This is a genomic window from Streptomyces sp. NPDC086989 (assembly GCF_044745505.1).
In the GTDB taxonomy this organism is placed as follows: Bacteria; Actinomycetota; Actinomycetes; order Streptomycetales; family Streptomycetaceae; genus Streptomyces.
The window spans coordinates 104080-130295 of record NZ_JBIVAL010000001.1; the positions used below are offsets into that span (position 1 = coordinate 104080).

Here is a 26216-nt window from a genome sequence, read left to right on the forward strand (position 1 = left end):
TAGCCCGGGGCCCACCCGCTCAAACGTCCGTTCCCTCACGCCACCCTGCGGCCGGAGTACTCCTTGACCTCGGCCATCGGCGGCCGCTCCTCCGTGTCCACGGGGTACGTCCGCGGCACGAACCCGTTCGGCCCGCGCTCGAACTGGGTCAGTTCCGGGCGCACCAGGTGCCCGCGCGAGAGGCGCAGCTGGGCCGTGCGGTAGATCGCCGCGGCCATGCGGCCCAGCGCCCGGCCGTCCTGATGGCGGTGCAGCCGTACGCCGACGTCCACCTGGGCCAGCGCGTCCAGCCCGACGGTGTGCAGCGCGTCGACCAGCAGGCCCAGCTCGACGCCGTACCCGACGGGGAAGGGCAGGCGCTCCAGCAGGGAGCGGCGCACGGCGTACTCGCCCCCCAGCGGCTGCACGAACCCGGCCAGCTGCGGCCAGTGCAGGTTGAGCAGCGGCCGGGCGACCAGCTCGGTCACCCGGCCCCCCTGGGCGGGGACCTTGCCGGGGGCGGGCCCGTCGGCGTCCGCGCCGAAGGGGCGGTCGTACATCGCCTTGACGAACTGCACGTCCGGCTCCGTCAGCAGCGGGCCGACGATCCCGGACACGAACGCCGACGAGAAGTCCCGCAGGTCGGCGTCCACGAAGCAGACGACGTCGCCGGTGGTCACCAGCAGCGAGCGCCACAGCACCTCGCCCTTGCCGGGCAGGGCCGGGATCCGCGGCAGGATCTCGTCGCGGTGCACCACCCGGGCCCCGGCCTTCGCGGCCACCTCCGCGGTCCGGTCGGTGGAGCCCGAGTCGATCACGACCAGCTCGTCGACGAGCGGCACCGCCGGCCCGTCGATCAGATCGCGCCGGATCACCTCGACGATGGCGCCGACCGTCTCCTCCTCGTCGAGCGCGGGCAGGACGACGCTGACCGTGGTGCCCGCCGCCCGCTTGGCGGAAAGCAGCTGGTCGAGCGGTCGGTCGGCCGCGGACCAGGAGCGGTCCGCAAACCAGCGCTCCACCTCTTCCAGCACGTTCGGCACTCCTCGGTCATCGTCGGCGCTCGGCATTTTCAGCCGAAAAGTGATCCATCTCGCGGTTCGGACGGCTGTCTCAACCACCCGGACCTTCAGTTACAGTCTTGAACAACGCGAAGGACCACCGCATGCCGGGGGTCCCCGCGGACAAACGCCCGGCCGCGCCATGGAGCGCGCGATCCGGTGCCATACCGCTCATCCAGAGGGGCAGAGGGACACGGCCCGTTGAAGCCCCGGCAACCCTCCAGTCGGTTCTCACGCCTGCTTGCGGCAGCGGGGTCCCCGGCTAGGGAAGGTGCCAATTCCGTCTCATGGCGAAGTGCGCCATGGGGAAGATGAGGAGAAAGGGCCTCGCCATCATGGCTGCACAGACTGTTGCCACCTCTGTCGACCTCGGACCTGCCACCGGCCTCTCGTGTCGGGAGTGCGGTACCCGTTTCGAACTCGGACCCATTTTCGCCTGCGTCGAGTGCTTCGGTCCGCTGGAAGTCGCCTACGACCTCCCCATCGGTACCGGGTCCCCCGAGGACGTCGAGGCGCTGCGCGCCGCGATCGAGGCCGGCCCCGACAACATCTGGCGCTACGCCCCGCTGCTGCCCGTCCCCGCGGACGTGGCCTCCAAGCCCAGCCTGAACCCCGGCTTCACCAAGCTCGTCGACGCGCAGAACCTGGCCAAGGAGCTCGGCGTCACCGGCAAGCTGTACGTCAAGGACGACTCCGGCAACCCGACGCACTCCTTCAAGGACCGCGTGGTCGCGATCGCCGTCGAGGCCGCCCGCGCCTTCGGCTTCACCACCCTCTCCTGCTCCTCCACCGGCAACCTGGCCGGCGCAGTCGGCGCCGCGGCCGCCCGGGCCGGATTCCGCTCCTGCGTGTTCATCCCGCACGACCTGGAGCAGGGCAAGGTCGTCATGGCCGGTGTGTACGGCGGCGACCTCGTCGGCATCGAGGGCAACTACGACGACGTCAACCGCTTCTGCTCCGAGCTCATCGGCGACCCGCTGGGCGAGGGCTGGGGCTTCGTCAACGTCAACCTGCGCCCCTACTACGGCGAGGGCTCCAAGACCCTGGCGTACGAGATCTGCGAGCAGCTCGGCTGGCAGCTGCCCGACCAGATCGTGATCCCGATCGCGTCCGGCTCGCAGCTGACGAAGATCGACAAGGGTCTGCAGGAGCTGATCAAGCTCGGTCTCGTCGAGGACAAGCCGTACAAGATCTTCGGCGCCCAGGCCGAGGGCTGCTCCCCGGTGTCCACCGCCTTCAAGGCCGGCCACGACGTGGTCCGCCCGCAGAAGCCGAACACCATCGCCAAGTCGCTGGCCATCGGCAACCCGGCCGACGGCCCGTACGTCCTGGACATCGCCCGCCGCACCGGCGGCTACGTCGAGGACGTCACCGACGAGCAGGTCGTCGAGGCCATCAAGACCCTGGCGCAGACCGAGGGCATCTTCGCCGAGACCGCGGGCGGCGTGACCGTCGGCGTGACCAGGAAGCTCATCGAGAACGGGCAGCTCGACCCGGCGCTGACCACGGTCGTCCTCAACACCGGTGACGGCCTCAAGACCCTGGAGGCGGTGGCCGCGGACAGCGGGCAGACCGCCACCATCCGCCCGAGCCTGGACGCGTTCCGCGCCGCCGGCCTGGCCTGACCATCCCCCTCGCCCTACCGGAAAGGCAGTAGCGCCATGAGCGTCAACGTCCGCATCCCCACCATCCTGCGCACCTACACCGGCGGCCGGGCCGAGGTCACGGCCGAGGGCGCGACCCTCTCCGAGGTCATCGCGTCCCTGGAGGCGAGCCACCCGGGCATCGCAGCGCGCGTCCTGGACGACCAGGGCAAGCTGCGCCGTTTCGTGAACGTCTACGTCAATGACGACGACGTGCGCTTCGAGGGCGGTCTGGACGCGGTGACGCCGGACGGCGCGGGTGTGTCGATCATTCCCGCCGTCGCCGGCGGCTGCTGACGCAAGAACCTGAATTACCCCCTCCGGTAAAAGCGGAGGGGGTAATTCTGCTTGGTTGGGCGCGGTAGAGTTGGGGAAGTCCCCTCCGCTGGACTTGCCCGCCGCATATGAGCGGGTCGCGTGAGGGTTGACATTGAGTCAATGTGCGCGTGCGGTATGGGGCTTTGGCGAGATATGCCGGGTCCGAGTTGCCCGGGAATATGCCAACTTTTCACTCTATTTCAATGTATCCCCATGTCCAGATTTCTCGTCGGATTGACCTGTTGCAGACAGCAGCGGTGCAGATACATTCAGCCCCGGTCGAGGCGTTCCGGCGCAAGTTCTGACCCGGGACCGCGAAGTGCGGTCCCGCGCAAGGGCCAGTAATAGGGGAGTTAGGCATGGCTCAGGGCACCGTCAAGTGGTTCAACGCGGAGAAGGGCTACGGCTTCATCGCGGTCGACGGTGGTGCGGATGTGTTCGTCCACTACAGCGCCATCCAGATGGACGGGTACCGCACCCTTGAAGAGGGTCAGCGGGTCGAGTTCGAGATCTCGCAGGGCCAGAAGGGTCCGCAGGCGGACATGGTCAAGCTCGCCGTCTAGTCCCGGCGCGATCGACCACCGACGCATACACACGAGGGCCCGCATCCTTGAGGAGGGATGTGGGCCCTCGTGGCGTGTCCGCTGCCGGGCGCGGGTGAACCGTCCCCGCTGCCCGAAGCCGCTTGCACTCGGAGGGGTCGAGTGCTAATCATTGGCGTTAGCACTCTCGTGCTGAGAGTGCTACTACACAGGACCGGGTCGGTGAGGCCCGCAGGGTCCGGCGGGAAGGAACCGCCGGGCACGCAGGCCGTCCGTCGCGGGCGCGGGCGCGGTCCGGAGCAATCCAACCCTCCCCTCGCGCCGTCGGTGCAAGGGGAACCCCAGTCCTGGAGGACCACTTCAGATGGCCAAGATCATTGCGTTCGACGAGGAGGCCCGGCGCGGTCTCGAGCGCGGGATGAACCAGCTCGCCGACGCCGTCAAGGTCACCCTTGGCCCCAAGGGTCGCAACGTCGTCCTTGAGAAGAAGTGGGGCGCCCCCACGATCACCAACGATGGTGTCTCCATCGCCAAGGAGATCGAGCTCGAGGACCCGTACGAGAAGATCGGCGCCGAGCTGGTCAAGGAAGTCGCCAAGAAGACGGACGACGTCGCGGGCGACGGTACGACCACCGCCACCGTGCTCGCCCAGGCGCTCGTCCGCGAGGGCCTGCGCAACGTGGCTGCCGGCGCCAACCCGATGGCCCTCAAGCGCGGCATCGAGAAGGCCGTCGAGGCCGTCTCCGGCGCCCTGCTGGAGCAGGCGAAGGATGTCGAGACCAAGGAGCAGATCGCTTCCACGGCCTCCATCTCCGCCGCTGACACCCAGATCGGCGAGCTCATCGCCGAGGCGATGGACAAGGTCGGCAAGGAAGGCGTCATCACCGTCGAGGAGTCCCAGACCTTCGGTCTGGAGCTGGAGCTCACCGAGGGCATGCGCTTCGACAAGGGCTACATCTCGGCGTACTTCGCCACCGACATGGAGCGTATGGAGGCGTCCCTGGACGACCCGTACATCCTCATCGTCAACTCCAAGATCGGCAACGTGAAGGACCTCCTTCCGCTGCTCGAGAAGGTCATGCAGTCCGGCAAGCCGCTGCTGATCATCGCCGAGGACGTCGAGGGCGAGGCCCTGTCGACCCTGGTCGTCAACAAGATCCGCGGCACCTTCAAGTCCGTCGCCGTCAAGGCTCCGGGCTTCGGCGACCGCCGCAAGGCCATGCTCGGTGACATCGCCATCCTCACGGGCGGCACGGTCATCTCCGAGGAGGTCGGCCTCAAGCTGGAGAACGCGGGCCTCGACCTGCTCGGCCGCGCCCGCAAGGTCGTCATCTCCAAGGACGAGACCACGATCGTCGACGGTGCCGGTGACAGCGACCAGGTCCAGGGTCGCGTCAACCAGATCCGCGCCGAGATCGAGAACTCCGACTCGGACTACGACCGCGAGAAGCTCCAGGAGCGCCTCGCGAAGCTGGCCGGCGGCGTGGCCGTCATCAAGGCCGGCGCCGCGACCGAGGTGGAGCTCAAGGAGCGCAAGCACCGCATCGAGGACGCCGTCCGCAACGCGAAGGCCGCCGTCGAGGAGGGCATCGTCGCCGGTGGTGGCGTGGCCCTGCTCCAGGCCTCCGCGGTCTTCGAGAAGCTCGACCTCTCGGGTGACGAGGCGACCGGCGCCAACGCCGTGAAGCTCGCCCTGGAGGCCCCGCTCAAGCAGATCGCCGTCAACGGTGGTCTCGAGGGTGGCGTCGTCGTGGAGAAGGTCCGCAACCTGACCGTCGGCTGGGGCCTGAACGCCGCGACCGGCGAGTACGTGGACATGATCGCCGAGGGCATCATCGACCCGGCGAAGGTCACGCGCTCCGCTCTGCAGAACGCCGCGTCCATCGCCGCGCTGTTCCTGACGACCGAGGCCGTCATCGCCGACAAGCCGGAGAAGGCCGCCGCGGGCGCGCCGGGCGGCATGCCGGGCGGTGACATGGACTTCTGATCGACCGCGGCTCAGGCCGCAGCCGATCGGCTGTTCTCACGACCGAGGGCGGCACTCCCGTACAGGGGGTGCCGCCCTCGGGCGTTTCGGCGGGCCGGGCATGAGCCCCGGTCCCGGGTGGCGGGGCATGGAGGGCCGCGCCCGGGTGCCGAGACGGATCACCACGCAACAGGGCGGTTTGGTTGACTGGGTGCATGAGCGATCTCTTCGTCAAGATCTGCGGGCTGAAGACCGCGCACGACGTCGCCACGGCCGTGGACGCCGGGGCCGATGCCGTCGGGTTCGTCTTCGCGCCGGGCAGCCCGCGCACCGTCGACGTCGCCACGGCGCGGGCGCTGGCCGCCGACGTGCCGGACTCGGTGCTCACCGTCGGGGTGTTCCGCGGGCAGCCGGTCGACGAGGTGCGGCGGCTGACCGAGGAGAGCGGCGTACGGGGAGTGCAGCTGCACGGCGACGAGGGCCCGGAGTTCTACGGGGCGCTGCGCGCCGAGGGCCGGACCCTGCTGCGGGCCACCGCCCTGCACGTCGGGCGGTGCGGGGAGTACGGCGAGGACCTGCTGCTGATCGACGCGCCCGACCCCGGCTCCGGCAAGCCGTGGAACTGGGGCTCCGCGGAGTTCACCGCGCCGCAGGGGCGCTGGCTGCTGGCCGGTGGGCTGACCCCGCACAGCGTCCGCGAGGCCGTGCAGACCACCGGAGCCTGGGGCGTGGACGTGTCCAGCGGCGTCGAGAGCGAGCGCGGCGTCAAGTCCCCCGCCCTGATCCGCGCCTTCATCGGGGCCGCCCGCGGCTGATCGGGCGCCCGTCGTCAGCCGGCCGAGGCGGTTCCGTCCTCCTCGACGGCCTCGACGCCCGGCAGCGACCGGAGGGCCGCGACCTGGGCGGGGTCGAGCCGGGCGGCGAAGCCGTGCAGGGTGCTGTCGAAGACGTGGACCGGGGTGGCGCCGACGAGCCGCGCCACGTCGGCGGGGTCGAGGTCCCTGCGTACGGTGACGATGTACGTGGGGTGGTCGACGGGCGCCGCGTACGGGACCGGGTCACGGACGGCGGCCGAGGCCGGGGCGGGGAAGGCGGTCAGAGCGGCCAGTACGACGACGGCGGCAGCGGGCAGGGCCCGGCTCACACGGATGCGCATGGGGCGAGGCCATCACGTACGACGGCGCAGGTCAACGACGTCCGCGGGGGTGGCGGGGGCACCGGGGGGCGCGTCGGCCGCGCGCTCCCCGGTGTGGTGGCGGGCCGTACGGGTGATCTTGGCGGAGGGCCGCGGACCGCGCGGGCGTGGTCATGGCCCGGACGGCACAGGGGATCGCCCTTTCCGCAGCGGGTGGGACGGGCGGTACGGGCGCTGGCGACGTGTGGGCCGCCTGGCGGTGCACGGCGGTTCAGGACGCGCCGGGGTGGCACCGATGGAAGGAGGGCCGCCCCCGCAGAGGCACGCGTCCTCGCCGGGGCGGCTCCTTCATGCCGACCTTCCGGTCCATGCCGGCCTTCCGGCCCACCGCCTTCAGGGAGTTCCTTCCATGCGCCTGCTCGCACGCCTGGCCGCCACCGCCCTGCTCACCGTGCCCGCGGTCGCGGCCGGTACGGCCGCCGCCGACACCCCGGAGCCGACCCCGGTGCCTCTGCACACCGCCGAGAACGCGGTGCCCGGCCAGTACATCGTGACGCTGGAGAAGGGGCAGGACGCGGCGAAGGTGGCGCAGGAGCTGGGTCTGAAGCCGACGTTCGTCTACAGCAAGGCGATGACCGGCTTCGCCGTCCCGCTGACCCCGCTCCAGTTGCAGATCGTCCGGGTGAGCCCCGGGGTGAAGTCGGTCGAGGAGGACGCCAAGGTGCAGTCCGTGCCGACGCCGACCAGGACGCCCGGGATGCGGGCGCCGTCCTCGTCGTGGGGCCTGGACCGGATCGACCAGAAGAACCTGCCGCTCGACAACGACTTCACCACCCAGGGCAACGGCGCCGGGGTGACCGCGTACATCCTCGACACCGGCATCGACTACGGCCACACCGAGTTCGGCGGCCGGGCGACGTTCGGGTTCGACGCCATCGGCGACGGCCGCAACGGCATGGACTGCCAGGGCCACGGCACGCACGTGGCGGGCACGGTGGCGGGCTCGACGTACGGGGTGGCGCGCAAGGCGAACCTGGTCAGCGTCCGCGTCCTCGGCTGCGACGGCAGCGGCACGTGGTCGGGCATCATCGCGGGCATGGACTGGGTGGCCGCGAACGCCAAGCAGCCGGCCGTGCTGAACGGCTCGCTCGGCGGGGACAAGTCGACCGCGGTCAACGACGCGGCGACCGCGCTCTCCGACGCGGGTGTGCTGCCGGTCGTCGCGGCGGGCAACTCCGCGAAGGACGCCTGCACGGTCTCGCCCGCGTCCGCCGCGCGCGTGCTGACGGTGGCGGCGAGCAACCAGTGGGACGAGGAGACCTCCTTCTCCAACTTCGGTACGTGCGTCTCGCTCTACGCCCCCGGCCAGGCCGTCGTCTCCGCGAAGCTCGGCGGCGGCAGCGTGGCCCTCGACGGGACGTCGATGGCCGCGCCGCACGTCGCCGGTGTCGCCGTCCTCTACAAGCAGGCGCACCCGACCGCGAGCCCTGCGGAGATCAACGAGTTCCTCGACGACGAGTCCACCAAGGACGTTCTGACCAGCGTCAGCAAGGGCACCCCCAACCGGCTGCTGTACACCGCCGGTCTCTGACCGCCGGAGGGTTCCGGCGGTCCCGGCCCGCCGCCCGTTCACGGATAGGCTGCGGGCCGGGGGGGATCATGGACACGCCACCGCCGCTCGTGAAGCGGCTCCGGGATCACGTACGGCTCGCCGCGGCCTGCGCGTTCAGCGCGGTCGCGGTGCTGTACGCCGTCCTGTGCCTGAAGTCGGCCGCGGACATGTCCGACGTCGTGTGCAGCGTGGGACACACCGCGGGCTGTCCGCGCGGGCTGGGGTGGCTGGTGCTGTGGACGTTGGTCGCCGGGTCGGCCGCGGCCGGCCTGTGGTGGTCGGTCGTGAAGGGCCGCGGGTACCGCTCCGCCGTCGGCTGGGTCATGGCCGTGGTGCTCGCGCTCGTCGCGCTGGGTCCGGCCTGGCTCGGCTTCTCGTGGCTGCGCGGCCCGCACATGGACCTCTTCTCGTACCAGGCCCCGGGGAGCGCGGTGGTCGGGAAGCCGCTCGGCTCCTGGGCGGGCCCCCCGGCCACGGGGTTCGTGGTCCGGGCCGGTGCGGATGGTGTGACCGGTTATGACGGGGAGGGCCGCCGGGGCTGGAGCCTGCGCGTTCCGGCAGGCGGGGCGGTGTGCGCGATGAGCGCGGACAGCCCTTCCGGTACCGGTCTGCTGACCTTCGCCACCGTGCTGGACGGCTGTGGCGGCCGCTTGGTGGCGGTGGACGTCACCTCCGGCAAGCAGCTCTGGACCACGAACATCCCGCACCTCGTGGGCCGGCCGTCCGCGGGCGGCTCGCTGGCCGTGGTCGCGACCGCGGACGCCGTTCTCGCCCACGACCTGGCCACCGGCGCCGAGCGGTGGCGCTCCCCGCTGCCCGCGGGCGCCGTCCCCATGGAGGTGGCCGCGGGCCCCGACCGGGTCCTGCTCCTGGCCCGGACCGACCAGGGCGTCGAGCTGTTCGCGCTCGGGGCCCGCACCGGCGCCGTCGCCTGGCGGTTCCCGATGCCGGTCGGGTACGAGTCCCCGCGCATCGTGTCGGCCTCCCCGGCCGCCGCCGTCGGTGCCGGGCGCCTGCTGGTCTTCGACGAGGCGGGCCGCCCGCAGCCCGACGGGGAGGCGCCGTACGTCCCGACCACGGGCCCGGCGGAGTGGCTGGTCGCGGGCGACGTGCTGTACGCGTCGGTCCCGGAACGGGAGCAGCGGGAGGTCCTGGCGGCGTTCTCCCTGAAGGACGGCCGCCACCTGTGGACCCGCGCCTTCGAGGACGAGTGGCGGATCCGCGCCTTGGCGGCCGACCGCACCGGCCGGATCGCGGTGATCACCGAGGGTGCGTACACCCACCTGTGGCACCTCGACCCGGGCACCGGGAAGCCGCGCGGCGAATCGACGGTGCTGCGGCGCCTGCGGCTGGGCGAGTCGTTCGCGCTCTACGGCCGTACGTTCGTCAACCTCGACGACGACACCCGCCTCCCGCCGATCTTCGACGTGGCCCCGACGATCGGCTGGTGAGCCGGGTCAGAGGCTGGCGACGAAGGCGGTCCAGGCCGGACCGTTGACGGTGAGGTGCGGGCCGTCCGGGACCTTGGAGTCCCGGACGGGAACGAGGTCGGGGTGGCCGTCGCCGACTTCGAGGCAGTTGCCACCGTCGCCGGCGCTGTACGTGGACTTGCGCCAGGTGGCCATCTCCAGGCAGTCGCCGCCTGTGCCATCGCTGTAGCTGGATTTGTGCCAGGTGGCCGTGGACAGGTCGTACTCACGAGTGCTGGTCATGCTCGTATTCCTCCGCCGCGGACTCGATCAGGGCCAGTGATTGAGTAGGTGACAGCGCGCTGGCCGTGAGGAGATCGTAGGTCAGTGAGTGGCGGGTCACTGTGGCGGGATCGTCCAGGAGTACACCTATGGCGTTGCCTTGGACGTAGGCGAGCGGGGGAGCGTCCTCGAAAGTCATCAGCTTCAGGGTGCCTCCCATCGAGGAGTGTGCTCCCGCGCTGAACGGCAGTACCTGCACGAAGATCCGGCGCTTGCGGATCAGAGTTGCGATGTGGCGCAGGGCCTCCGCCATCACCGTCCCGCCTCCAACGACTCTCCGGAGGACGGTTTCGTCAAGCACACACCACAACAGGGGGGTTGTTGGATCAGACAGCAGCTTGGCGCGGTCCAGCCTGTTCGTGACCAGCTCAGCGATGACTTCCTCTGTGGCTGTGGGTTGATACGCGACGAACACTTCGCGCGCGTACGACTCTGTCTGGAGCATTCCCGGCAGCGCCAGGGGCGCGTACTCCCGGATCGTCTTGGCTTCCGCTTCCGCCTCTGCGGCCTCGGCAAAGTGGTTCGGGTACTTCGACTTTGCCAGGGCGCCGCAGTTGCGGCTGAAGAAGCCGGCCGTGCCCAGGATGTCGTCTATCTGCCGGGCGAATTCGATGTGCATCCGCCGCGTGCCGGCTTCGAGCTGGCCGATGAACGAGCCGCTGACGAAGAGCGGCTCGCCCAACTCGGCCTGGCTGAGGCCCGCGCGTTCTCGGGCCACGCGGAGTTCGGCGCCGAGCAGGGCGCGGGGTGAGGAGGACGGGTCGAGGTTCTTACCTGCCATGGCAACTCTCCTGGCAACACGTGCCGTTGTTGCGGTGTCCGTGTTGAAAGGCTAGCGAGCCCGTCGCCACTCTGTGTGTCGAAGCTGAATACTCAGAGTGGAAAGGTGACATGTCATGGTGCTCACGGCCAAGGAGCGGATGCAGGCGGCGGAGGAGGCCGTGCGGCAGCTGAGGGAGTCCCTCGCCGGCGTCGGGGTCACCCTTCCCTCGCTGGACGTGGACGGGGTCTCGGCGGCGGGGACGTACGGGCTGCCGCTGATCGACCTCGGGCGGTGCAACCTCACCACCGCGCTCCGGCTGGCGGTCGTGCTCCACGAGCGGGCCCGCCCCGCGTGAGCGAGGCCGCCCTGGAAGGGTGCCGCGCGGCGGCGCGGGCCTGGGAGTTCGAGCTGGCCTGGAAGCTGTGCTGGCTGGAGAAGGGCCTGGCGGGGCCCGGGTGGAGGAGGAGCGGGATGGGGCTCCAGGTGCGAGTGGAGCTGCACGAGGCCAGTGGGCTGTGGACCGCGGTGGGCGACGACGGGAAGCGGCGGGTGCGGGAGACCGCCGAGACGGCGGACGAGGCGACGGCCCTCGTGCACGAGGCGTTCGGGCTGAAGGCCTGGCGGCCGCAGCCGCCTCCGCCGCCGGGCTGGCACCGCTTCACGCTGGTCCACAGTCCGGTGGGCCGGGCGCCCGGCTACGCCGACCCGCGCTACGACGCCATCAAGGCGCGGCCGCCACGGGGCTGCGTGCCCGAGGAACTCGGCGGGTGTTTCGCGCTGCGGTGCGAGCGGCCCGGCGCGCGGCTGCTGGACGCCGTGGGGGAGCTGTGCGGGGAGGTCCGGACCGGGTACGGGCTGCTGATGACCGACCTCGGCATCGAGAAGCTGTGGGAGTGGGCGTCCGACGGTACGGACGGCTGGGGCGCCGAGATCGTGGGCCAGCTCCTGCTCATGGCCGCCGAGCGGGGGCCACAGCTCGGCTACAGCACGGACGACCTGGTGTCCTTCCTGCGGACCGCGGCGGCCGGGAACGGGGCCGGCCAGTCGGTGGAGTTCATCAGTGCTTCGGTGTCTGGTCCAGGGTGAGCCCGATGGAGTGCGCGGCCTGCGGGCCGCGCCGGCGTCAGTCCGTGCTCAGGCGGGCGTGGAGGTGTTCGTCGTGCCAGCCGTCCGCGTGGAGGAGGGCGCCGCGCATGGTGCCCTCCAGGGGGAAACCTGCCTTCGTCGCGACGCGGCAGGACGCCGGGTTGGCCACGGAGTGGGTGATGCGCAGGCGGTGCAGGCCCAGTTCCTCGAAGGCCCAGCGGCCGACCCGGTCCGTGGCCGCGGTCATGACGCCGGTGCCCCGGCCCGCGGGCAGCAGCCAGTAGAGGATCTCGCCGCTCCCAGCCGGGAGGTCGAGGTCGGCCACGCCGATCAGGCCGACGGGCGGCCCGCCCGGGGCCGGGGCCACCGCCCAGATCGCTGCGTGCTCGGTGTGCCAGCGTTCCTGCCAGCGCTCGATCCGGGCGACGGCCTCGGCCGGAGACAGCATCGGCGGACGGTTCCAGTGGCGTATGTCCGGGTCGTGGCAGGACTCGACCAGTGCGGGGGCGTCGTACGGGGTCCACGGCCGGAGGAGGAACGGGCCGGGCAGGTCCAGGACCGGCTGGGGGCGGGCCGACATGCGGCCGGGCGGGACCACGGGGGGAAGCGTCACGCGGCGTTGCGGAAGTGCGCGAGCAGCGCCTCGGCGTCGCCGGTGGTGCCCGTGATGGTGTCGAAGGCCGCGTCCGAGGGGACGGCCGGGCCCCACAGCCAGGCGTGGTGACAGCTGAAACAGAAGATCAGCTCGAACAGGAGCTGGTCGGCGGCGTCGTACGCGCGCAGTCCCCAGCCCGGCGCGAAGCAGACGCGGTCCTTGCCGGGCGGCATGGACGAGAGCAGCCCGAGCGAGTCGGCGGCTTCTCGGCCGGTCCAGCGGGAGACGACGTCGCCGGTCATGGGGTCGCCGTAGCGCTCGGGGCGCGTGGAGAGGCGTACGACCTCGACGACAGCGGTGGCGGCAACGGCTTCGGCGGGGAGCTGCATACCAGTCAGTCTCCCGAACGCCGCTAGATTTTCGCTACAGCCGGTTCGTTGGCCGGTGGGGCGGTGGCCGGATCTGGTTCATGATCGGCGTTGAGGTCGGCCAGCATCTGCGGCGTGAACCCGAAGAACCAGGTGGCTGCGAAGCCCACCACATAGCCGGCCAGCAGCCCGCCCGCGTAGATCGCGAGGTTCAGGCCCAGCCCCGACGGGCCGTCCAGCAGCGGGAACAGGGCCCACCCCGAGGGGCCGATCGCGGTGGCGCCGAAGGCGATCCCCAGCTGGTTGCAGAGCCCGACGAACGCCCCGCCGGCCGCGCCGCCCACGCAGGCGGTGACGAAGGGGCGGCCCAGCGGGAGCGACACCCCGTAGATCAGCGGCTCGCCGACGCCGAGGAAGCCCGCCGGGAGCGCGGACCTGATGGTGGTGCGCAGGGAGCGGTTGTGCGGTACCCGGCAGTGGACCGCGAGTGCGGCGCCGACCTGGCCGGCGCCCGCCATGGCGAGGATCGGCAGCAGCGCGGTGTGGCCGGTCTGCTCGATGAGGGTGGTGTGGATCGGGATCAGGGCCTGGTGCAGGCCCAGCATCACGAGCGGCAGGAACAGGCCTCCGAGGATCAGACCGGCGAAGGCGCCGCCGGTGGCGAGGAGCCAGGTCGCGAAGGAGCCGATGGCGTCGGCGACCGCACCGGCGAGGAACATCAGGCCGAAAATCGTCACCAGGCCGGAGGCCAGGACGGTGAGGGTGGGGGTGACGAGCGCGTCCAGCGACTCGGGGACCCAGCGGCGGCACAGCTTCTCGACGTGCACGGCGAGGTACGCGGCGGCGAGGGCGCCGAGGACGCCGCCCTGGCCGGGGGAGAGGTGCTGGCCGAATGCGTCGATCTTCGCTACCCCGGGGAAGACGATGACGGCGGCGACGGCGCCGCCGAGGATCGGCGTGCCGCCGAACTCCTTGCCGGTGTTGTAGCCGACGAAGACCGCGATCAGCGACATGAACCCGGAGGCGATCGCGGCGAGCGCCGGGACGACGGCGGGCAGCCAGCCGGTGTTCAGCAGCACGCCGTTCAGGCCGGCGATGATGCCGCATCCGATGAGGGCCGGGATCAGCGGGACGAAGACGTTCGCGATGCGGCGCAGGAACAGCTTCACGGGGGTGCGGTTGCGGGCCTGCCTGGCCTGCTTCAACGCGGCGCCGCGGTCGGCGAGTACCGCGGCGGTGACGGGCGTACGGGTGTCGCCCCCCGGGCCGGCCGTGTCGGCCGGGCCGGCCCTGCGGGACCCGGCGGCCGGCGTGCGGCCCTGTTCGACGAGCGCCTCGAACTCCGGGGTGACCCGTGCGACGGTCCCCGGCCCCAACACGATCTGGTACGCCCCCCGGCCGCCGGGAGGGGCCCCCGGGTCCTCGACGACGCCCAACACCGCGGGCAGCGCCCGCAGCGCCTGGTCGTCGACCAGCGAGCGGTCGTGCAGGGCGAGGCGCAGCCGGGTCATGCAGTGCGCGATCGAGCTGATGTTGTCCGGGCCGCCGACGAGGGGGAGGATCGCGGCGGCCGTGGCGCGGTTCTTGTCAGTGGACATGTCGTGATCGCCTTGCGTCGGGGGGAACGGGGCAGTCAGAGGTCGCGGGCGAGGGCGAGGGCCTCGCGGAGGTGTCCGTGCGCGGTGGTGAGGAGGCCGGCCGCGGTGGGGCCGTCCACGGCGCCGAGGAGGACGAGGACGGCCTGCTTGACCTCGCCGCCGGTGGCGTCGAGCGCGGCCTCGATCTCCTCGTCCGGTGCGCCGGTGGCCAGGGCCACGATCCGGCGGGAGCGGGCGCGCAGCTTCTCGTTGGAGGCGCGCAGGTCGACCATCAGGTTCCCGTACGTCTTCCCCAGCCGGATCATGGTGATCGTCGAGATGAGGTTCAGGACGAGCTTCTGCGCGGTACCGGCCTTCAGACGGGTGGAGCCGGTCAGCAGCTCGGGTCCGACGACGACCTCGATGCCGTGCTCGGCGGCCGCGGCGAGCGCCGAGCCGGCGTTGCAGGACAGTCCGACGGTGAGGGCGCCGCGCGTGCGGGCGTACTCGACGGCGCCGACCGCGTACGGGGTGCGGCCGGAGGCGGAGATCCCGATGACGGTGTCGGCGGCGGCCAGCTCCAGGGCGGCCAGGTCGGCGGCGGCCAGCCCGGCGGAGTCCTCGGCGCCTTCGACGGCCTCGACCATGGCGCCGGGGCCGCCCGCGATCAGGCCGACGACCTGCGCCGGGTCGGTGTTGAAGGTGGGCGGGCATTCGCTGGCGTCCAGGACGCCCATCCGGCCGGCGGTGCCGGCGCCCGCGTAGACGAGGCGGCCGCCGCGGGCCATGCGGGCCGCGATCGCGTCGATCGCGGCGGCGATGCGCGGCAGTTGTGCGGCGACGGCGGCCGGGACGGTGGCGTCCCCGGCGTTCATGGTGCGGGCGATCTCCAGGGTGGGGAGCCGGTCGATCTCGGCCAGTTCGGGGCGGAAGGCCTCGGTGGTCAGCGTGTCGAGCTGGGCGCGCAGTGCGGCGTACGACGCGGTCATGGGCGGGGGCTCCTGGCGGTCCGGCGGGGGGCGAGTGCCTCGTACGAGGCGGCGAGTGCGGGCGCGGCGGTCTCGTAGGTGCGCTGGGCGACGGCGACGAACAGGCAGTCGACGACGAGGAGCTGGCTGGTCCGGCTCGACATGGCGGCGGGGCGCAGCCGGGTCTCGCGGGCGGCGGAGGTGGCCAGGACGACGTCGGCGTAGTGGGAGACGGGGGCGTGGGGGTGGCCGGTGAGCGCGATGGTGGTGGCGCCGCGCTCGAAGGCGGTGCGCAGGGGGTCGATCACGTCGCCGGTCGCGCCGGAGTGGCTGATCGCGACGGCGGCGTCGCCGGGGCGCAGCTGCACGGCGCCGGTGACGGCCAGGTGGGGGTCGCCGTGGGCGTGGGCGACGAGTCCGATGCGCAGCAGCTTCTGGGCGAGGTCCTGGCCGACGAGTGCGGAGGCGCCGACGCCGTAGACGTCGATCCGGCGGGCCGTGGCGAGCGCGGTGACGGCGGCGCCGAGCGCGGCGAGGTCGAGTCCGGCGGCGGTGTCGGCGAGGGTCTGGGCCTCCTCGTGGGCCAGTTTGGCGACGACGTCGGCGATCGGGTCGTCGACGGCTATGTCGGCGGTGACGGCGGGCGCCGCGCCGGACTCCTGCCGGGCGGCGAGCGCGGCGAGGGCCAGGCGCAGATCGCGGTAGCCCTGGTAGCCGAGGAGGCGGGCGGTGCGGACGACGGTGGCCTCGCTGGTGCCGGTGCGGGCGGCGAGGGCGCTGACGGTGAGGCGGGAGCAGCCGGCGGGGTCTGCGGCGACGGTTTCGGCGACGGCCAGCACGGAGGGGGTCATGGACGGGCCGAGGCTGCGGACGCGGGCCCGCAGCGGAAGGCCGCGGCCGGGGGCGGAGGCGCCACCGTGGGGCGCTGCGGCGGCGTCTGCGTGGGGCGCGGCGGGGGCGTCCGCGTGGCCGTGCGGCGTGGCGGGGACCTCGCTGAAAGCAACTTTCGGCTCGTCGCTCATCTCTGAAATCTATTTTCGGCCGGGGTGGGGGTCAAGGCGCCATCCGGCACCGGCAGGGGAGGGCCTTCACCACGTGGGCCGTACGGGTTCACAATGGGCGCATGGACCACGCGACCCCCCTGGAACAGGCGCTGCACGCCGCCCGTGCCCTCGTGCTCGCCGATCTCGTCGCGGGCGAGGTCGCCGACGCCGATGTCGTCTCCCTCGTCGAGGACTCGGTCACGCACCGCCGGTGGTGGGTGGAGCAGTGGCCGGCGGGGGTCGACTACCTCGCCGGACTCGTCGCCCAGGACGTACAGGACGCACTGCTGGAGAAGTACGGGCGCTGGCCGCTGTGCCCGGTCTGCTCGCACGGCGATCCGCACGCGCTGGACGTGGAGCCGGAGTTGGGGCCCGATCCGCACTGGGTGTGCGGCAAGGCCGGGGTGAAGGTCGCCGCGGTCGGCGCACTCGGGCCCGTCTTCGGGACCGGCCGGTGAGCCGCGGGTGACGCTCTACATCGACCCGCCGACCTGGCCGGGCCACGGCCGCATGTGGTCCCACCTGGTCAGCGACGTCTCGTACGAGGAACTGCACGCCTTCGCGGCGTCGATCGGCTGCCCGCCGAAGGCGTTCGAGCGCGATCACTACGACGTGCCGTCGTACCGCTACGCGGACGCGGTGGCGGCGGGTGCGGTGGAGATCGGCAGCAAGGAACTGGTCCGCCGCCTCACCCAGGCGGGCCTGCGCCGCCCCAAGGGCCGCCCGGCGTAGGACGCGGCGCGGCGCGCGCGGAGAGACCCGGGCCGGGGGCGGAGCCCTACCGGCCCGCCGGCTCCGCGTCGGCCGGCGCGGGGGCGGAGCCCGCCCGGGTGATGACGCGGGTCGTGCCGGTCCCCGTGCGGCGGTCGATCCGCCGGGCCAGCACCGTCAGGCCGACCGCGGTGACGGTCATGGCCGAGCCGGCCCAGGCGGTGGCGGCATAGCCGTAGCCGGCGTCGATGACGGTGCCGCCCAGCCAGGGGCCGCCGGTGTTGCCGACGTTGAAGGCGGCGGTGGTCGTGGCCCCGGCGAGGGTGGGCGCGGCGCCGGCGACGTTGAAGGCGCGCGCGTTCAGGGCCGGGGCGGTGAAGAACGCCGAGACGCCGAGCAGGAAGGCGAGCGCGACGGCCGCGACCTGGACGGAGGCCAGCAGGGCCAGGGCCGCGAGGAAGGCGGTGGAGGCGCTGATGCCCCAGGTCATCACGCCGAAGAGGCGGCCGTCGGCGATCCGCCCGCCGACGGTGGTGCCGACGAGCGCGCCGACGCCGAAGAGGGCGAGGACCCACGGCACCCACGCCGAGTCCAGTCCGGCCTCGTCCGTGAGCAGCGGGGACAGGTAGCTGAAGGCGCAGAACACGCCGCCCGCGGCGAGGGCGGTGACGGTGACGGCCAGCCACACCTGGAGGTCGCCGTAGATGGCGAGCTCGCGGCGCAGGCGGGGCTTCTCCGCGGGCAGCGGGATCTTCGGGATCAGCGCCAGGATGCCCACGAGGGCGATGGCGGAGGCCGCGCCCACCGACCAGAACGCGGAGCGCCAGCCGAACTGCTCCCCGAGGAAGGCGCCGGCGGGGACGCCGAGGACGTTGGCGATGGACAGGCCGCCGATCATGACCGCCATCGCGCGGGCGCGCTGGTCCCTGCCGACCATCGCGATGGCGACGGCCGCGCCCACCGCCCAGAAGCCGGCGCAGGCGAGCGCGGAGACGATGCGGGAGGCGAAGAGGAACTCGTACGAGGGGGCCAGCGCGCCGGCGACCTGACCGAGGCCGAAGAGGCTGATGAGAGCGATGAGGGTGGTGCGGCGCGGGAGCCGCAGCGTGGCCACGGCCAGCAGCGGCGCCCCGACGACCATGCCGATCGCGAAGGCGGATATGAGCAGGCCCGCCCGGGGGATGGTGACGTTCATGTCCTGCGCGATGGGCGGCAGCAGCCCGGAGAGCATGAACTCGCTCGTTCCGAGCGAGAAGACGGCCAGGCCGAGGACGTGGACGGCGACGGGCATGCGGGAGCGAGCGGGAGCTGGGGGCACGTCCGGTACGAACCTTCCCGCACCGGATCTCATTCCCCCCGTCTCGTTCCCCCGGCTCTCATTCCCCCCGGCCTCGTTCCCCCCGGTCTCGTTCCCCCAGCCTCATGCGCCGTCGCTCAGGGCGGCCAGCTCGGCGGCCAGGTTGCGGCGGGCCGGGGCCTCCCAGTGCGCGGTGCCGTACGGGGTGCGGAAGAGGCGGGGCAGGCCGAGCAGCTGGCGCAGTACGGCGGCCCGGCCGGTGCGGAACGCGTCCTCGGGGACGAAGCCGTACTCGGCGCGGACGGCGGCGACGTACGCCGCGTACGCGTCGGGGCCGCCCGCGAGGACGGCCAGGTCCGCGTCGCAGAGCACCTCTCCGTTGGTGTCGCCGGGGGCGGGGTCGTGGGTGACGGTGAGCCGGACCAGGCGGGCCACCTCGGCGGTGCGGGCGGCGTCGATGCCGAGTTCGGGCAGGGCGCGCTCGGCGAGCGCCGCGCTGCGCTCCTCGTTCTCGGAGCGGTCGGGGCGGTAGACGGCGTCGTGGAACCAGGCGGCGAGCTCGACGGCGGCGGGGTCGGCGGCGTGCGCGGCGAGTACGTCGATCCGCGCGAGTACGTCGGCCAGGTGCGCGGTGGTGTGGTACCGGCGCTGCGGCTCCGCCCAGGCGGCCAGGAGCCGGTCGGCGTACGGGCCGGGGTCGCGGTCGGGGTCGGCGCCTGCGGCGGTGGTGGTGGCGTGCCAGCGGTCGCGGAGGTCGGAGGTCATGGGCACATTGTGGGGGTGGCGTGTTTGTGCTGGTGATGCGCGGGCGCGGGCCCGTACCCTTCATATTGGACTAGACCTATTTTCCGTATGCGAAGGATGGCATCGAATGAGCAACCAAGCGCTGCTGGAGGTGATCGCCCTCGATGCCCGGGACGCGGTCGCGGCCCAGGCCGGCGGGGCCGACCGGCTGGAGCTGGTCACCGACATGGCCGCCGACGGGCTCACCCCGCCGCGCGAGACCTTCGCGGCGATCCGCGCGGCGGTCGACATCCCGCTGCGCGTGATGATCCGCCGGACGGACGGGTTCGCCGCCGGCCCGGTCGACCTGCTGGTGGAGCAGGCACGGGCGCTGCGGGCGGAGGGGGCGCAGGAGTTCGTCCTCGGGTTCCTGACCCCGGACGGCAGCCCCGACCTGGCCGCGGTGGAGGCCGTCCTGGCGGAGCTGGAGGGCTGCCGCTGGACCTTCCACCGGGCGCTGGACCGGGCGGCGGACCGCGACCAGGCGCGCAAGGCCCTCGCCGACCTGCCGGGGCTCGACGCCTACCTGACGGCAGGTTCGGCCGACGGGGTCGACGAGGGCCTTCCCGTGCTGCTCTCCGAGGCGGCGCGGCGGGGCGAACCGGGATACGTGGCGCGCATCATGGTCGGTGGCAGCCTCACCCTGGCGCACCTGCCGCGGCTGCGGGCCGCCGGCATCGACGCCTTCCACATCGGCGGGGCGGCCAGGCCGCAGGGGTGGGACGCCCCGGTCTCGGCGTCGGCGGTCGCGCAATGGCGCAAGGCCCTTTCACAGCCGCCGCCCGCCGGCCGCTTCGGTGACGGGTGATCAGCACTACTTGCACTTGGCGCTGCTGAGCGCCTTGTCCACGCCCGCGTTGTAGCCGCGCTCGTAGTTCGGGTCCGGTTGCACGAACCCCTGTTGGTTGGACTGCGCCTTGCAGGTTTTCAGTGTCTCGGACAGACCCCTCTGGAAGCCCGCGTTGAACTGGTCCTGGGCGTTCTTCTGTTCGGCCTGCTTGACGGTGCCGCAGGTGACCTTGTCGTCCTGGTTCGAGGCCGTCACCTTGCCGGCCGGGATGAACCCGCTGGTGGAGGCGTTCCCGTCGTCGTCGGCCTTGGTGGAGAAGATGAACTGGTGGGTCGCACTGCCACCGTGGACGGTGACGGTCGTACCCGGCAGGGCATCTGTGACCGAGACGTTGTACTTGCCCGTGGTGTTGGGGGTCTGCTTCACGCTGCACGTCAGGGAAGGCACCGCTGCCGCCTGCGCGGAAGCCGCCAGCAACGGTGCCGACCCGAGTGCCAGCGAGGACACGAGCACGGGCGCCAGCACGGCCAGTCGAATGCGGGGTTTCATCGTTCGTCCTTCCTCGGATGGATCACGCAAGAACCGGGCCCGGGGAGGTGTGAACACGTCCATCGTCCTGCCGCCCACCGGCCGTGTCCACCGGAGCTACGGAAGGGCAGGTCCGAGGGCCGCGGGCAACGCGGCGGCGTGCAGGACGTGCAGACCCGAGACGGCACGGGTCAGGCACACGTAGAGGCGGCGCAGGCCGGTGCGTTCGTCGGGTTCGCCGGAGACGATCGCGGCGGGCTCGTCCAGCACCACGTAGTCGTACTCCAGGCCCTTCGCCAGCGACGCCGGGACGAGGGTGAGGCGGGACTGCGCCGTCGTCTCCTCGCCGGGCGACAGGTGGGCCATCCCGGCCGCCTCCAGCGCCTTCGCCAGCTCCGGGATCCGGGTGTCGGCCGCGATCAGGCCGATCGAGCCCTCGTGGGCCAGCGCGGCCCGGCAGGCGTCCAGGACCGACGCCGTCAGGTCCGGCGTCGGCGTGACGACCAGCGAGCCCGGCGTCTCACGGACCGAGGAGACCGGGGCCAGCCCCGGGGAGATCGACGGCAGCAGCCGCGAGGCGTACGCGATCACCTCGCGCGGCACGCGGAAGCCGGCCGTCAGCTCCTCCAGCACCGCCTCCGGCTTGCCCAGGTGCGCCAGCGCCTCGTCCCAGCTGCGCGTGGCCCACGGGGTCGTGCCCTGCGCGAGGTCGCCCAGCACCGTGGCGGAGCCGGTCGTGCAGCGCCGGCCCACCGCCCGGTACTGCATCGGCGACAGGTCCTGCGCCTCGTCGAGGACGACGTGCCCGAGCGAGTGCGTGCGCTCCACCAGGTCGGCCGCCTCGTCGATCAGCACCAGGTCCGCCGACGACCACTTCGCCGACTTCACGCTCCGGTACGGCTTGGGCCACAGCAGGAGCCGCTGCTCCTCCTCCGACAGGACGCCCTCCGCGTGCGCCGCCAGGAACTCCGGTTCCGACAGCAGGCGCAGCACCAGCTTCGCCGGGTCCACCGCCGGCCACATCGTCTTGACCGCAGCCTTCACGGCGGCGCTGCGGGCCACCGCGTCCTGGACCCGGTCGTCCGGCGCCTCGCCCGCCTGCTCCATCCGTACGAGCACGGTGTGCGCGATCCGCTGCGACAGCGCGTCGCGGGCGGCGCCGTAGCGGATGTCCCGGTCCAGGAGCTCCTTGACGATCTCCTCCAGCTCGTACGCCGGCACCCGCCACCGCCGCGATCCGCGCACCACCATCAGCGGCTCGGCGGGCGGCGTGACGTGCGAGCGGACCGCGCGGCGCAGCACCTGCGCCATCCGGGCGTCGCCCTTGACGACGGCGGTCGCGGCGGCGTCGGCGCCGCGGACCTCCAGTCCGCCCTGCGTGACGAGGTCCTCGACGGTGGCCTGCTTGACCTCCAGCTCGCCCAGGGCGGGCAGGACCTGCTCGATGTAGTGCAGGAAGGAACGGTTCGGCCCGATGACGAGGGTGCCGGTGCGGGCGAGCCGCTCCCGGTGGGCGTACAGCAGGTACGCGACGCGGTGCAGGCCGACCGCCGTCTTGCCGGTGCCGGGGCCGCCTTGCACGCAGACGGAACCGGACAGCCCGGAGCGGACGATCTCGTCCTGCTCGGGCTGGATCGTCGCGACGATGTCGCGCATGGGGCCGACGCGCGGCCGCTCGATCTCCTGCTGGAGCAGCTTGCTGACGGCTGCCGCCTCGGCGGGGTCGGAGAGGTGCTCGTCCTCGTACGCGGTGAGATCGCCGCCGGTGTAGCCGAAGCGGCGGCGCAGCGCGATGTCCTGCGGGTCGTTCTTGGAGGCCCGGTAGAACGGCTGGGAGACGGGCGCGCGCCAGTCGATCACCATGGGGTCGCCGTCGGCGTCGTGGACGTGGCGGCGGCCGATGTAGAACTGCTCGCCCTCCGCGCCTTCGGCCAGTTCCGCGCCGGGTGCGTGCAGGTAGTTGAGGCGGCCGAAGAAGAGCGGGGTGTGCGCGAGGTCGGCGAGGGCCTTGATCCGGTCGTCGATCTGGGCCTGGAGGACGATCGCGTTGACCCAGTTCGCGGTGACGTCGCGGATGTCGAGGGCCTCGACGTCCTCGCGCATGGCGCGGAGCGCGGCGCGGGAGGCGGTGAGGTGGGCCTGCTCGCGGGCGAGGGGGTGGGCGCCGGAGCCGGCGTCGGAAGCGGCTTCGGAGCCGGCTTCGGGGGCGTGCGCGGACACGGGAATGCCTCCAGCTGCTGAGCGATCGGTACGGGCGATGCCCACCGGTTTCCGACCGGCGGGCGGCTCTCCCCGGAACGGCGGCGGGAGGCGGCAAGAGCGGAGATTGTAGTCAGCGGGCCGGACAGGCGCGACCGGATTACCGAGCCGGGCCTCCCTCCCGGGCAGGACGCCCGTACGGGTGTCACCGGGCGGCACGGATGTCATACCGGGGAGTGTCAGACCTGGGGCAGAGGCTCCAGCGCACGGCATGGGCCCGGAGGAGGAGGTGCGGTGGCCTGCGGTTCCGCCCGGCGGGCGATGTGGGGGACGGAGTGGAAGCGCACCATGGATACATGAGCACCGCAACCTTCACCCCGATCCGGGGCGGCCGCCCTAGCGGCGCCACCGCCACCTCCGACTCCCCTCCCCGCCACCTGGTGGGCAACGCCCTGCGCGCCGCGAAGGTCTTCGTGGCCGCCGCGGTGAGCGTCGTCGTCCTCGGCGAATACGGCGAGGACGCGGGCGTCATACGCCGCTGACCGACGGCCCGGCCGCGCTGCGGGCCGACCGTGCCGCGCTGCGGGCAGACCACGCCGCGCTGCTGGCTGGCCGGATAACGGCGGAGGGGCCGCGTTGATCCACTAGGGTCACGCGCGTGACCCCGAGCCGCCACCCCAGCCCCTCGCCATCGCCGTTGGCCGGCGTCCTGGTCACGGGCTCGCTCCTCGTGCTCGGCGTGCTCTGCGTTGTGATGCGCATCCCGGTCGCGGACGGTCTCGTCGACGGCTTCAGCGGCGCCGAGTGGCGTCCCCCCACCGGGTACCCGCCCTTCGCGGCGATCCTGTTCACCCCGGCCGCCTGGCTGCCCGCCGCCGTCCTGAAGGCCGTGTTCGTCCTCGGCAACGCCGCCCTGCTCGCCCTACTGATCGTGACGTCCTGCCGCCTGGCGGGACTGCGGGCCCGGCCCGGGCCCGTCCTGGCCGCCACCATCGCCGGGCTGTGGGTGGAGCCGCTGTTCCAGAGCCTGCTCGCCGGGCAGATCAACCTGGCGCTGGCCTGCCTGGTCCTGTGGGACCTGGGCCGGCCCCCTGCCGCCCTCGGCAAGGGGTTCGCCCTGGGCACCGCCGCCGGGATCACCCTGACCCCGGCGCTGTTCATCCCGTACCTGCTGCTGACCCGCCGGATCCGGGCCGGGCTGACGGCCCTGGGGGCCTTCGCCGGGACCGTCCTGCTCGGGCTGCTGGTGCTCCCGCAGGCCTCCGCCGAGTTCTGGGCCCGGCACCTGCCCGCCTCCGGCCGGGTCCCGCTGCCGGACTGGCCGCACCTGTGGGTGTGGTGCGTCCCGCTCCTCGCCCTCCTGGCCCGGGTGGCGACGACTCGCCGCCCCCCGGCCCCGAAGCCCGGCCTCGTCATGGTCCCCGTCCGCAGGTCACCCCTCGGGCAGCAGGATGTCCGCGTCGTCGAAGATCCTCAGCACCACGAGCAGCAGCCGGCCGCGCGACACCATGTACTCGGCCACGATCTGTGAGGTGAGTCGGATCTCGCGATCCTGCTCGCCCGCCCCTATCGGCCGGGACAGCTCGGTGTACGGATCGCGTGCCAGGATCTCGACGGCCTTGTCGAAGGAGGCGCGGCGTGCGGGGTCCAGCCGGTCCCGGTCGTGGCCGGCCGACTCCGTGTAGAGGACCTCGTAGATCTCCTGGTGCGTCATGTGACTCTCCCTGCCGGACGTGCGTCCCCCTCAGCGTAGCGACCGGGCGGCGGGCCGGTCAGTCGCTGGTCAGGATGTCGTCGGCGTCCATGATCCGGTAGGCGTAGCCCTGTTCGGCCAGGAAGCGCTGGCGGTGGGCCGCGAAGTCCTGGTCGATCGTGTCCCGCGCGACGACCGAGTAGAACCGCGCCTCGTGGCCGTCCGCCTTCGGACGCAGTACGCGGCCCAGGCGCTGCGCCTCCTCCTGGCGGGAGCCGAACGTACCGGACACCTGGATCGCGACCGTGGCCTCGGGCAGGTCGATGGAGAAGTTCGCGACCTTCGACACCACCAGCACGCTGATCTCGCCCTCGCGGAAGGCGTCGAACAGCTTCTCCCGCTGCGCGTTGGACGTCTCGCCCTTGATGACGGGCGCGTCCAGGTGCTCGCCGAGTTCGTCGAGCTGGTCGATGTACTGCCCGATGACCAGCGTCTGCTCGCCCCGGTGCTTGCGCACCAGCGCCTCGGTGACCTTCCGCTTCGTCGCCGTCGTCGCGCAGAAGCGGTACTTCTCCTCGGTCTCGGCGGTCGCGTACGCCAGGCGCTCGCTCTCGGTCAGGTTCACGCGGACCTCGACGCAGTCCGCCGGGGCGATGTAGCCCTGCGCCTCGATCTCCTTCCACGGCGCGTCGAACCGCTTCGGGCCGATCAGTGAGAACACGTCCGACTCGCGGCCGTCCTCGCGGACCAGGGTCGCGGTCAGGCCGAGCCGCCGACGGGCCTGGAGGTCCGCGGTGAACTTGAAGACCGGCGCCGGAAGCAGGTGCACCTCGTCGTAGAGGATCAGACCCCAGTCCCGGGAGTCGAACAGCTCCAGGTGCGGATAGACGCCCTTCCGCTTCGTCGTGAGGACCTGGTAGGTGGCGATGGTGACCGGCCGGATCTCCTTGCGGGTGCCGGAGTACTCGCCGATCTCCTCCTCCGTCAGCGAGGTCCGCCTGACCAGCTCGTGCTTCCACTGCCGGGCCGAGACCGTGTTCGTGACCAGGATCAGCGTCGTCGCCTTGGCCTTCGCCATGGCACCGGCGCCGACCAGCGTCTTCCCGGCACCACAGGGCAGGACGACCACGCCCGAGCCGCCGTGCCAGAAGCCCTCGACGGCCTGCTGCTGGTACGGCCGCAGCGCCCAGCCGTTCTCCTCCAGGTCGATCGGGTGCGCCTCGCCGTCGACGTACCCGGCGAGGTCCTCGGCCGGCCAGCCCAGCTTCAGCAGGGTCTGCTTGATCTGCCCGCGCTCGGAGGGGTGCACGGCCACCGTGTCGGGGTCGAGCCGGGCTCCGACCAGCGGGGTGATCCGCTTGGAGCGCAGGATCTCCTCCAGCACGGGACGGTCGGTGCTGGTCAGCACCAGTCCGTGCACCGGGTGCTTGGAGAGGGTGAGGCGGCCGTAGCGCGCCATGGTCTCGGCGACGTCGACGAGCAGCGCGTGCGGGACGGGGTAGCGGGAGAACTCGACGAGCGCGTCGACGACCTGCTCGGCGTCGTGCCCCGCGGCCCGGGCGTTCCACAGGCCGAGCGGGGTGATCCGGTACGTGTGGATGTGCTCGGGGGCCCGTTCGAGCTCGGCGAAGGGGGCGATGGCGCGGCGCGCGGCACCGGCGAGCTCGTGGTCGACTTCGAGGAGGAGTGTCTTGTCGCTCTGGACGATGAGAGGCCCGTTCACAAACGTCCCTTTCCTGCGTGGGGTGGCAGCCCGGGCGCGGACGGCCAAACCTCCAGTCTGCCGCATCGCTCCCCCGCCGGGGGGA

At 72.4% G+C, this 26216-nt stretch carries 29 protein-coding genes and 1 riboswitch; of the genes, 14 read left to right on the forward strand and 15 right to left on the reverse strand.

The features are described from left to right. Positions 1-35: 35 nt before the first annotated feature. On the reverse strand, positions 36-1013 hold the full coding sequence (locus tag ACIPK4_RS00550; RefSeq protein WP_402308017.1) for a glucosyl-3-phosphoglycerate synthase: 978 nt from the start codon (positions 1011-1013) through the stop codon (positions 36-38). 195 nt (positions 1014-1208) lie between these two features. Then, a riboswitch (SAM riboswitch) is annotated at positions 1209-1358 on the forward strand. A gap of 17 nt (positions 1359-1375) precedes the next feature. Here ACIPK4_RS00550 and thrC point away from each other — a divergent pair. From thrC to ACIPK4_RS00575, 5 genes are all read left to right on the forward strand, one after another. Beyond that, positions 1376-2665 carry a threonine synthase gene (gene thrC / locus ACIPK4_RS00555; RefSeq protein ID WP_402308020.1) on the forward strand — a complete coding sequence of 430 codons (1290 nt, stop codon included), beginning with the start codon at positions 1376-1378 and terminating at the stop codon, positions 2663-2665. Positions 2666-2701: 36 nt separating this feature from the next. Beyond that, positions 2702-2980 (forward strand): MoaD/ThiS family protein, encoded by a 279-nt coding sequence (locus ACIPK4_RS00560; protein ID WP_054225731.1) that lies wholly within the window; start codon positions 2702-2704, stop codon positions 2978-2980. Positions 2981-3360: 380 nt separating this feature from the next. Beyond that, a complete protein-coding gene (locus ACIPK4_RS00565; protein ID WP_005315736.1) occupies positions 3361-3564 on the forward strand; it encodes a cold-shock protein in 204 nt (67 codons plus the stop codon). Between the two features lie 343 nt (positions 3565-3907). Next, positions 3908-5530, forward strand: a complete 1623-nt coding sequence (gene groL / locus ACIPK4_RS00570; RefSeq protein ID WP_376197820.1) for a chaperonin GroEL — start codon at positions 3908-3910, stop codon at positions 5528-5530. Between the two features lie 194 nt (positions 5531-5724). Continuing rightward, positions 5725-6324, forward strand: a complete 600-nt coding sequence (locus ACIPK4_RS00575; protein WP_402308024.1) for a phosphoribosylanthranilate isomerase — start codon at positions 5725-5727, stop codon at positions 6322-6324. A gap of 14 nt (positions 6325-6338) precedes the next feature. Here the strand turns inward: ACIPK4_RS00575 and ACIPK4_RS00580 are convergent, their stop codons facing one another. Continuing rightward, positions 6339-6665 carry a protease inhibitor I9 family protein gene (locus ACIPK4_RS00580; protein WP_402308027.1) on the reverse strand — a complete coding sequence of 109 codons (327 nt, stop codon included), beginning with the start codon at positions 6663-6665 and terminating at the stop codon, positions 6339-6341. A gap of 388 nt (positions 6666-7053) precedes the next feature. Here ACIPK4_RS00580 and ACIPK4_RS00585 point away from each other — a divergent pair, with 388 nt between their 5' ends. Further along, positions 7054-8235, forward strand: coding sequence for a S8 family peptidase (locus ACIPK4_RS00585; RefSeq protein WP_402308030.1), 1182 nt, complete (start codon positions 7054-7056; stop codon positions 8233-8235). Positions 8236-8303: 68 nt separating this feature from the next. After that, entirely contained in the window at positions 8304-9707 is a 1404-nt protein-coding gene (locus ACIPK4_RS00590; protein WP_402308033.1) for a PQQ-binding-like beta-propeller repeat protein, read from the forward strand. A 6-nt stretch (positions 9708-9713) separates the two neighbouring features. Here the strand turns inward: ACIPK4_RS00590 and ACIPK4_RS00595 are convergent, their stop codons facing one another. Together ACIPK4_RS00595 and ACIPK4_RS00600 are read right to left on the reverse strand one after the other, a co-directional pair. Next, a complete protein-coding gene (locus ACIPK4_RS00595; RefSeq protein WP_402308035.1) occupies positions 9714-9968 on the reverse strand; it encodes a DUF397 domain-containing protein in 255 nt (84 codons plus the stop codon). Further along, the gene (locus ACIPK4_RS00600) at positions 9952-10788 is read right to left on the reverse strand and encodes a Scr1 family TA system antitoxin-like transcriptional regulator (RefSeq protein ID WP_402308038.1); all 837 of its coding nucleotides are present in this window, start codon (positions 10786-10788) and stop codon (positions 9952-9954) included. The genes ACIPK4_RS00595 and ACIPK4_RS00600 overlap by 17 nt, the downstream gene beginning before the upstream one ends. Before the next feature lie 115 nt (positions 10789-10903). On the opposite strand from ACIPK4_RS00600, the gene ACIPK4_RS00605 reads away from it, so the two are divergent. Together ACIPK4_RS00605 and ACIPK4_RS00610 are read left to right on the forward strand one after the other, a co-directional pair. Continuing rightward, positions 10904-11125 carry a hypothetical protein gene (locus ACIPK4_RS00605; RefSeq protein WP_054225723.1) on the forward strand — a complete coding sequence of 74 codons (222 nt, stop codon included), beginning with the start codon at positions 10904-10906 and terminating at the stop codon, positions 11123-11125. Further along, entirely contained in the window at positions 11122-11856 is a 735-nt protein-coding gene (locus ACIPK4_RS00610) for a hypothetical protein (protein WP_402308041.1), read from the forward strand. The genes ACIPK4_RS00605 and ACIPK4_RS00610 overlap by 4 nt, the downstream gene beginning before the upstream one ends. Positions 11857-11893: 37 nt before the next feature. Here ACIPK4_RS00610 and ACIPK4_RS00615 read toward each other — a convergent pair whose 3' ends face one another. Genes ACIPK4_RS00615 through ACIPK4_RS00635 form a run of 5 tightly spaced genes read right to left on the reverse strand, consistent with a single transcriptional unit; the run spans position 11894 to position 16386 of the window. Then, the gene (locus tag ACIPK4_RS00615; protein ID WP_402308044.1) at positions 11894-12469 is read right to left on the reverse strand and encodes a GNAT family N-acetyltransferase; all 576 of its coding nucleotides are present in this window, start codon (positions 12467-12469) and stop codon (positions 11894-11896) included. Beyond that, positions 12466-12840, reverse strand: a complete 375-nt coding sequence (locus tag ACIPK4_RS00620; RefSeq protein WP_402308047.1) for a hypothetical protein — start codon at positions 12838-12840, stop codon at positions 12466-12468. Before ACIPK4_RS00620 ends, ACIPK4_RS00615 begins: the two co-directional genes overlap by 4 nt. 23 nt (positions 12841-12863) lie before the next feature. Further along, entirely contained in the window at positions 12864-14417 is a 1554-nt protein-coding gene (locus tag ACIPK4_RS00625) for a PTS transporter subunit EIIC (RefSeq protein WP_402308050.1), read from the reverse strand. 35 nt (positions 14418-14452) lie between these two features. Beyond that, positions 14453-15385, reverse strand: coding sequence for an N-acetylmuramic acid 6-phosphate etherase (gene murQ / locus ACIPK4_RS00630; protein WP_402308053.1), 933 nt, complete (start codon positions 15383-15385; stop codon positions 14453-14455). Continuing rightward, positions 15382-16386 (reverse strand): MurR/RpiR family transcriptional regulator, encoded by a 1005-nt coding sequence (locus ACIPK4_RS00635; protein WP_402308056.1) that lies wholly within the window; start codon positions 16384-16386, stop codon positions 15382-15384. The genes murQ and ACIPK4_RS00635 overlap by 4 nt, the downstream gene beginning before the upstream one ends. Before the next feature lie 101 nt (positions 16387-16487). Here ACIPK4_RS00635 and ACIPK4_RS00640 point away from each other — a divergent pair, with 101 nt between their 5' ends. Next, positions 16488-16865 carry a hypothetical protein gene (locus ACIPK4_RS00640; RefSeq protein ID WP_402308058.1) on the forward strand — a complete coding sequence of 126 codons (378 nt, stop codon included), beginning with the start codon at positions 16488-16490 and terminating at the stop codon, positions 16863-16865. A 7-nt stretch (positions 16866-16872) separates the two neighbouring features. Next, positions 16873-17139, forward strand: a complete 267-nt coding sequence (locus ACIPK4_RS00645; protein WP_054225715.1) for a DUF4031 domain-containing protein — start codon at positions 16873-16875, stop codon at positions 17137-17139. 46 nt (positions 17140-17185) lie between these two features. On the opposite strand, the gene ACIPK4_RS00650 is transcribed toward ACIPK4_RS00645, so the two are convergent. Both ACIPK4_RS00650 and ACIPK4_RS00655 read right to left on the reverse strand, forming a co-directional pair. Then, a complete protein-coding gene (locus ACIPK4_RS00650) occupies positions 17186-18409 on the reverse strand; it encodes a Cmx/CmrA family chloramphenicol efflux MFS transporter (RefSeq protein ID WP_402309043.1) in 1224 nt (407 codons plus the stop codon). 129 nt (positions 18410-18538) lie between these two features. Beyond that, positions 18539-19180, reverse strand: coding sequence for a hypothetical protein (locus tag ACIPK4_RS00655; protein ID WP_402308061.1), 642 nt, complete (start codon positions 19178-19180; stop codon positions 18539-18541). A 106-nt stretch (positions 19181-19286) separates the two neighbouring features. Here ACIPK4_RS00655 and ACIPK4_RS00660 point away from each other — a divergent pair, with 106 nt between their 5' ends. Beyond that, complete coding sequence (locus ACIPK4_RS00660; protein WP_402308064.1) at positions 19287-20006, forward strand: copper homeostasis protein CutC; 720 nt, start codon at positions 19287-19289, stop codon at positions 20004-20006. Between the two features lie 6 nt (positions 20007-20012). Here the strand turns inward: ACIPK4_RS00660 and ACIPK4_RS00665 are convergent, their stop codons facing one another. Continuing rightward, the gene (locus ACIPK4_RS00665) at positions 20013-20537 is read right to left on the reverse strand and encodes a hypothetical protein (RefSeq protein ID WP_402308066.1); all 525 of its coding nucleotides are present in this window, start codon (positions 20535-20537) and stop codon (positions 20013-20015) included. Positions 20538-20633: 96 nt separating this feature from the next. Then, entirely contained in the window at positions 20634-22736 is a 2103-nt protein-coding gene (locus tag ACIPK4_RS00670) for a HelD family protein (RefSeq protein WP_402308069.1), read from the reverse strand. A gap of 335 nt (positions 22737-23071) precedes the next feature. On the opposite strand from ACIPK4_RS00670, the gene ACIPK4_RS00675 reads away from it, so the two are divergent. Together ACIPK4_RS00675 and ACIPK4_RS00680 are read left to right on the forward strand one after the other, a co-directional pair. Then, complete coding sequence (locus ACIPK4_RS00675) at positions 23072-23257, forward strand: hypothetical protein (RefSeq protein WP_054225709.1); 186 nt, start codon at positions 23072-23074, stop codon at positions 23255-23257. A 116-nt stretch (positions 23258-23373) separates the two neighbouring features. After that, positions 23374-24246, forward strand: coding sequence for a glycosyltransferase family 87 protein (locus tag ACIPK4_RS00680; RefSeq protein ID WP_402308072.1), 873 nt, complete (start codon positions 23374-23376; stop codon positions 24244-24246). Here the strand turns inward: ACIPK4_RS00680 and ACIPK4_RS00685 are convergent. Then, complete coding sequence (locus ACIPK4_RS00685; RefSeq protein ID WP_134073367.1) at positions 24148-24429, reverse strand: hypothetical protein; 282 nt, start codon at positions 24427-24429, stop codon at positions 24148-24150. The genes ACIPK4_RS00680 and ACIPK4_RS00685 overlap by 99 nt on opposite strands. A 58-nt stretch (positions 24430-24487) precedes the next feature. Next, positions 24488-26131 carry a DNA repair helicase XPB gene (locus tag ACIPK4_RS00690; protein WP_054225707.1) on the reverse strand — a complete coding sequence of 548 codons (1644 nt, stop codon included), beginning with the start codon at positions 26129-26131 and terminating at the stop codon, positions 24488-24490. Between the last annotated feature and the right edge of the window lie 85 nt (positions 26132-26216).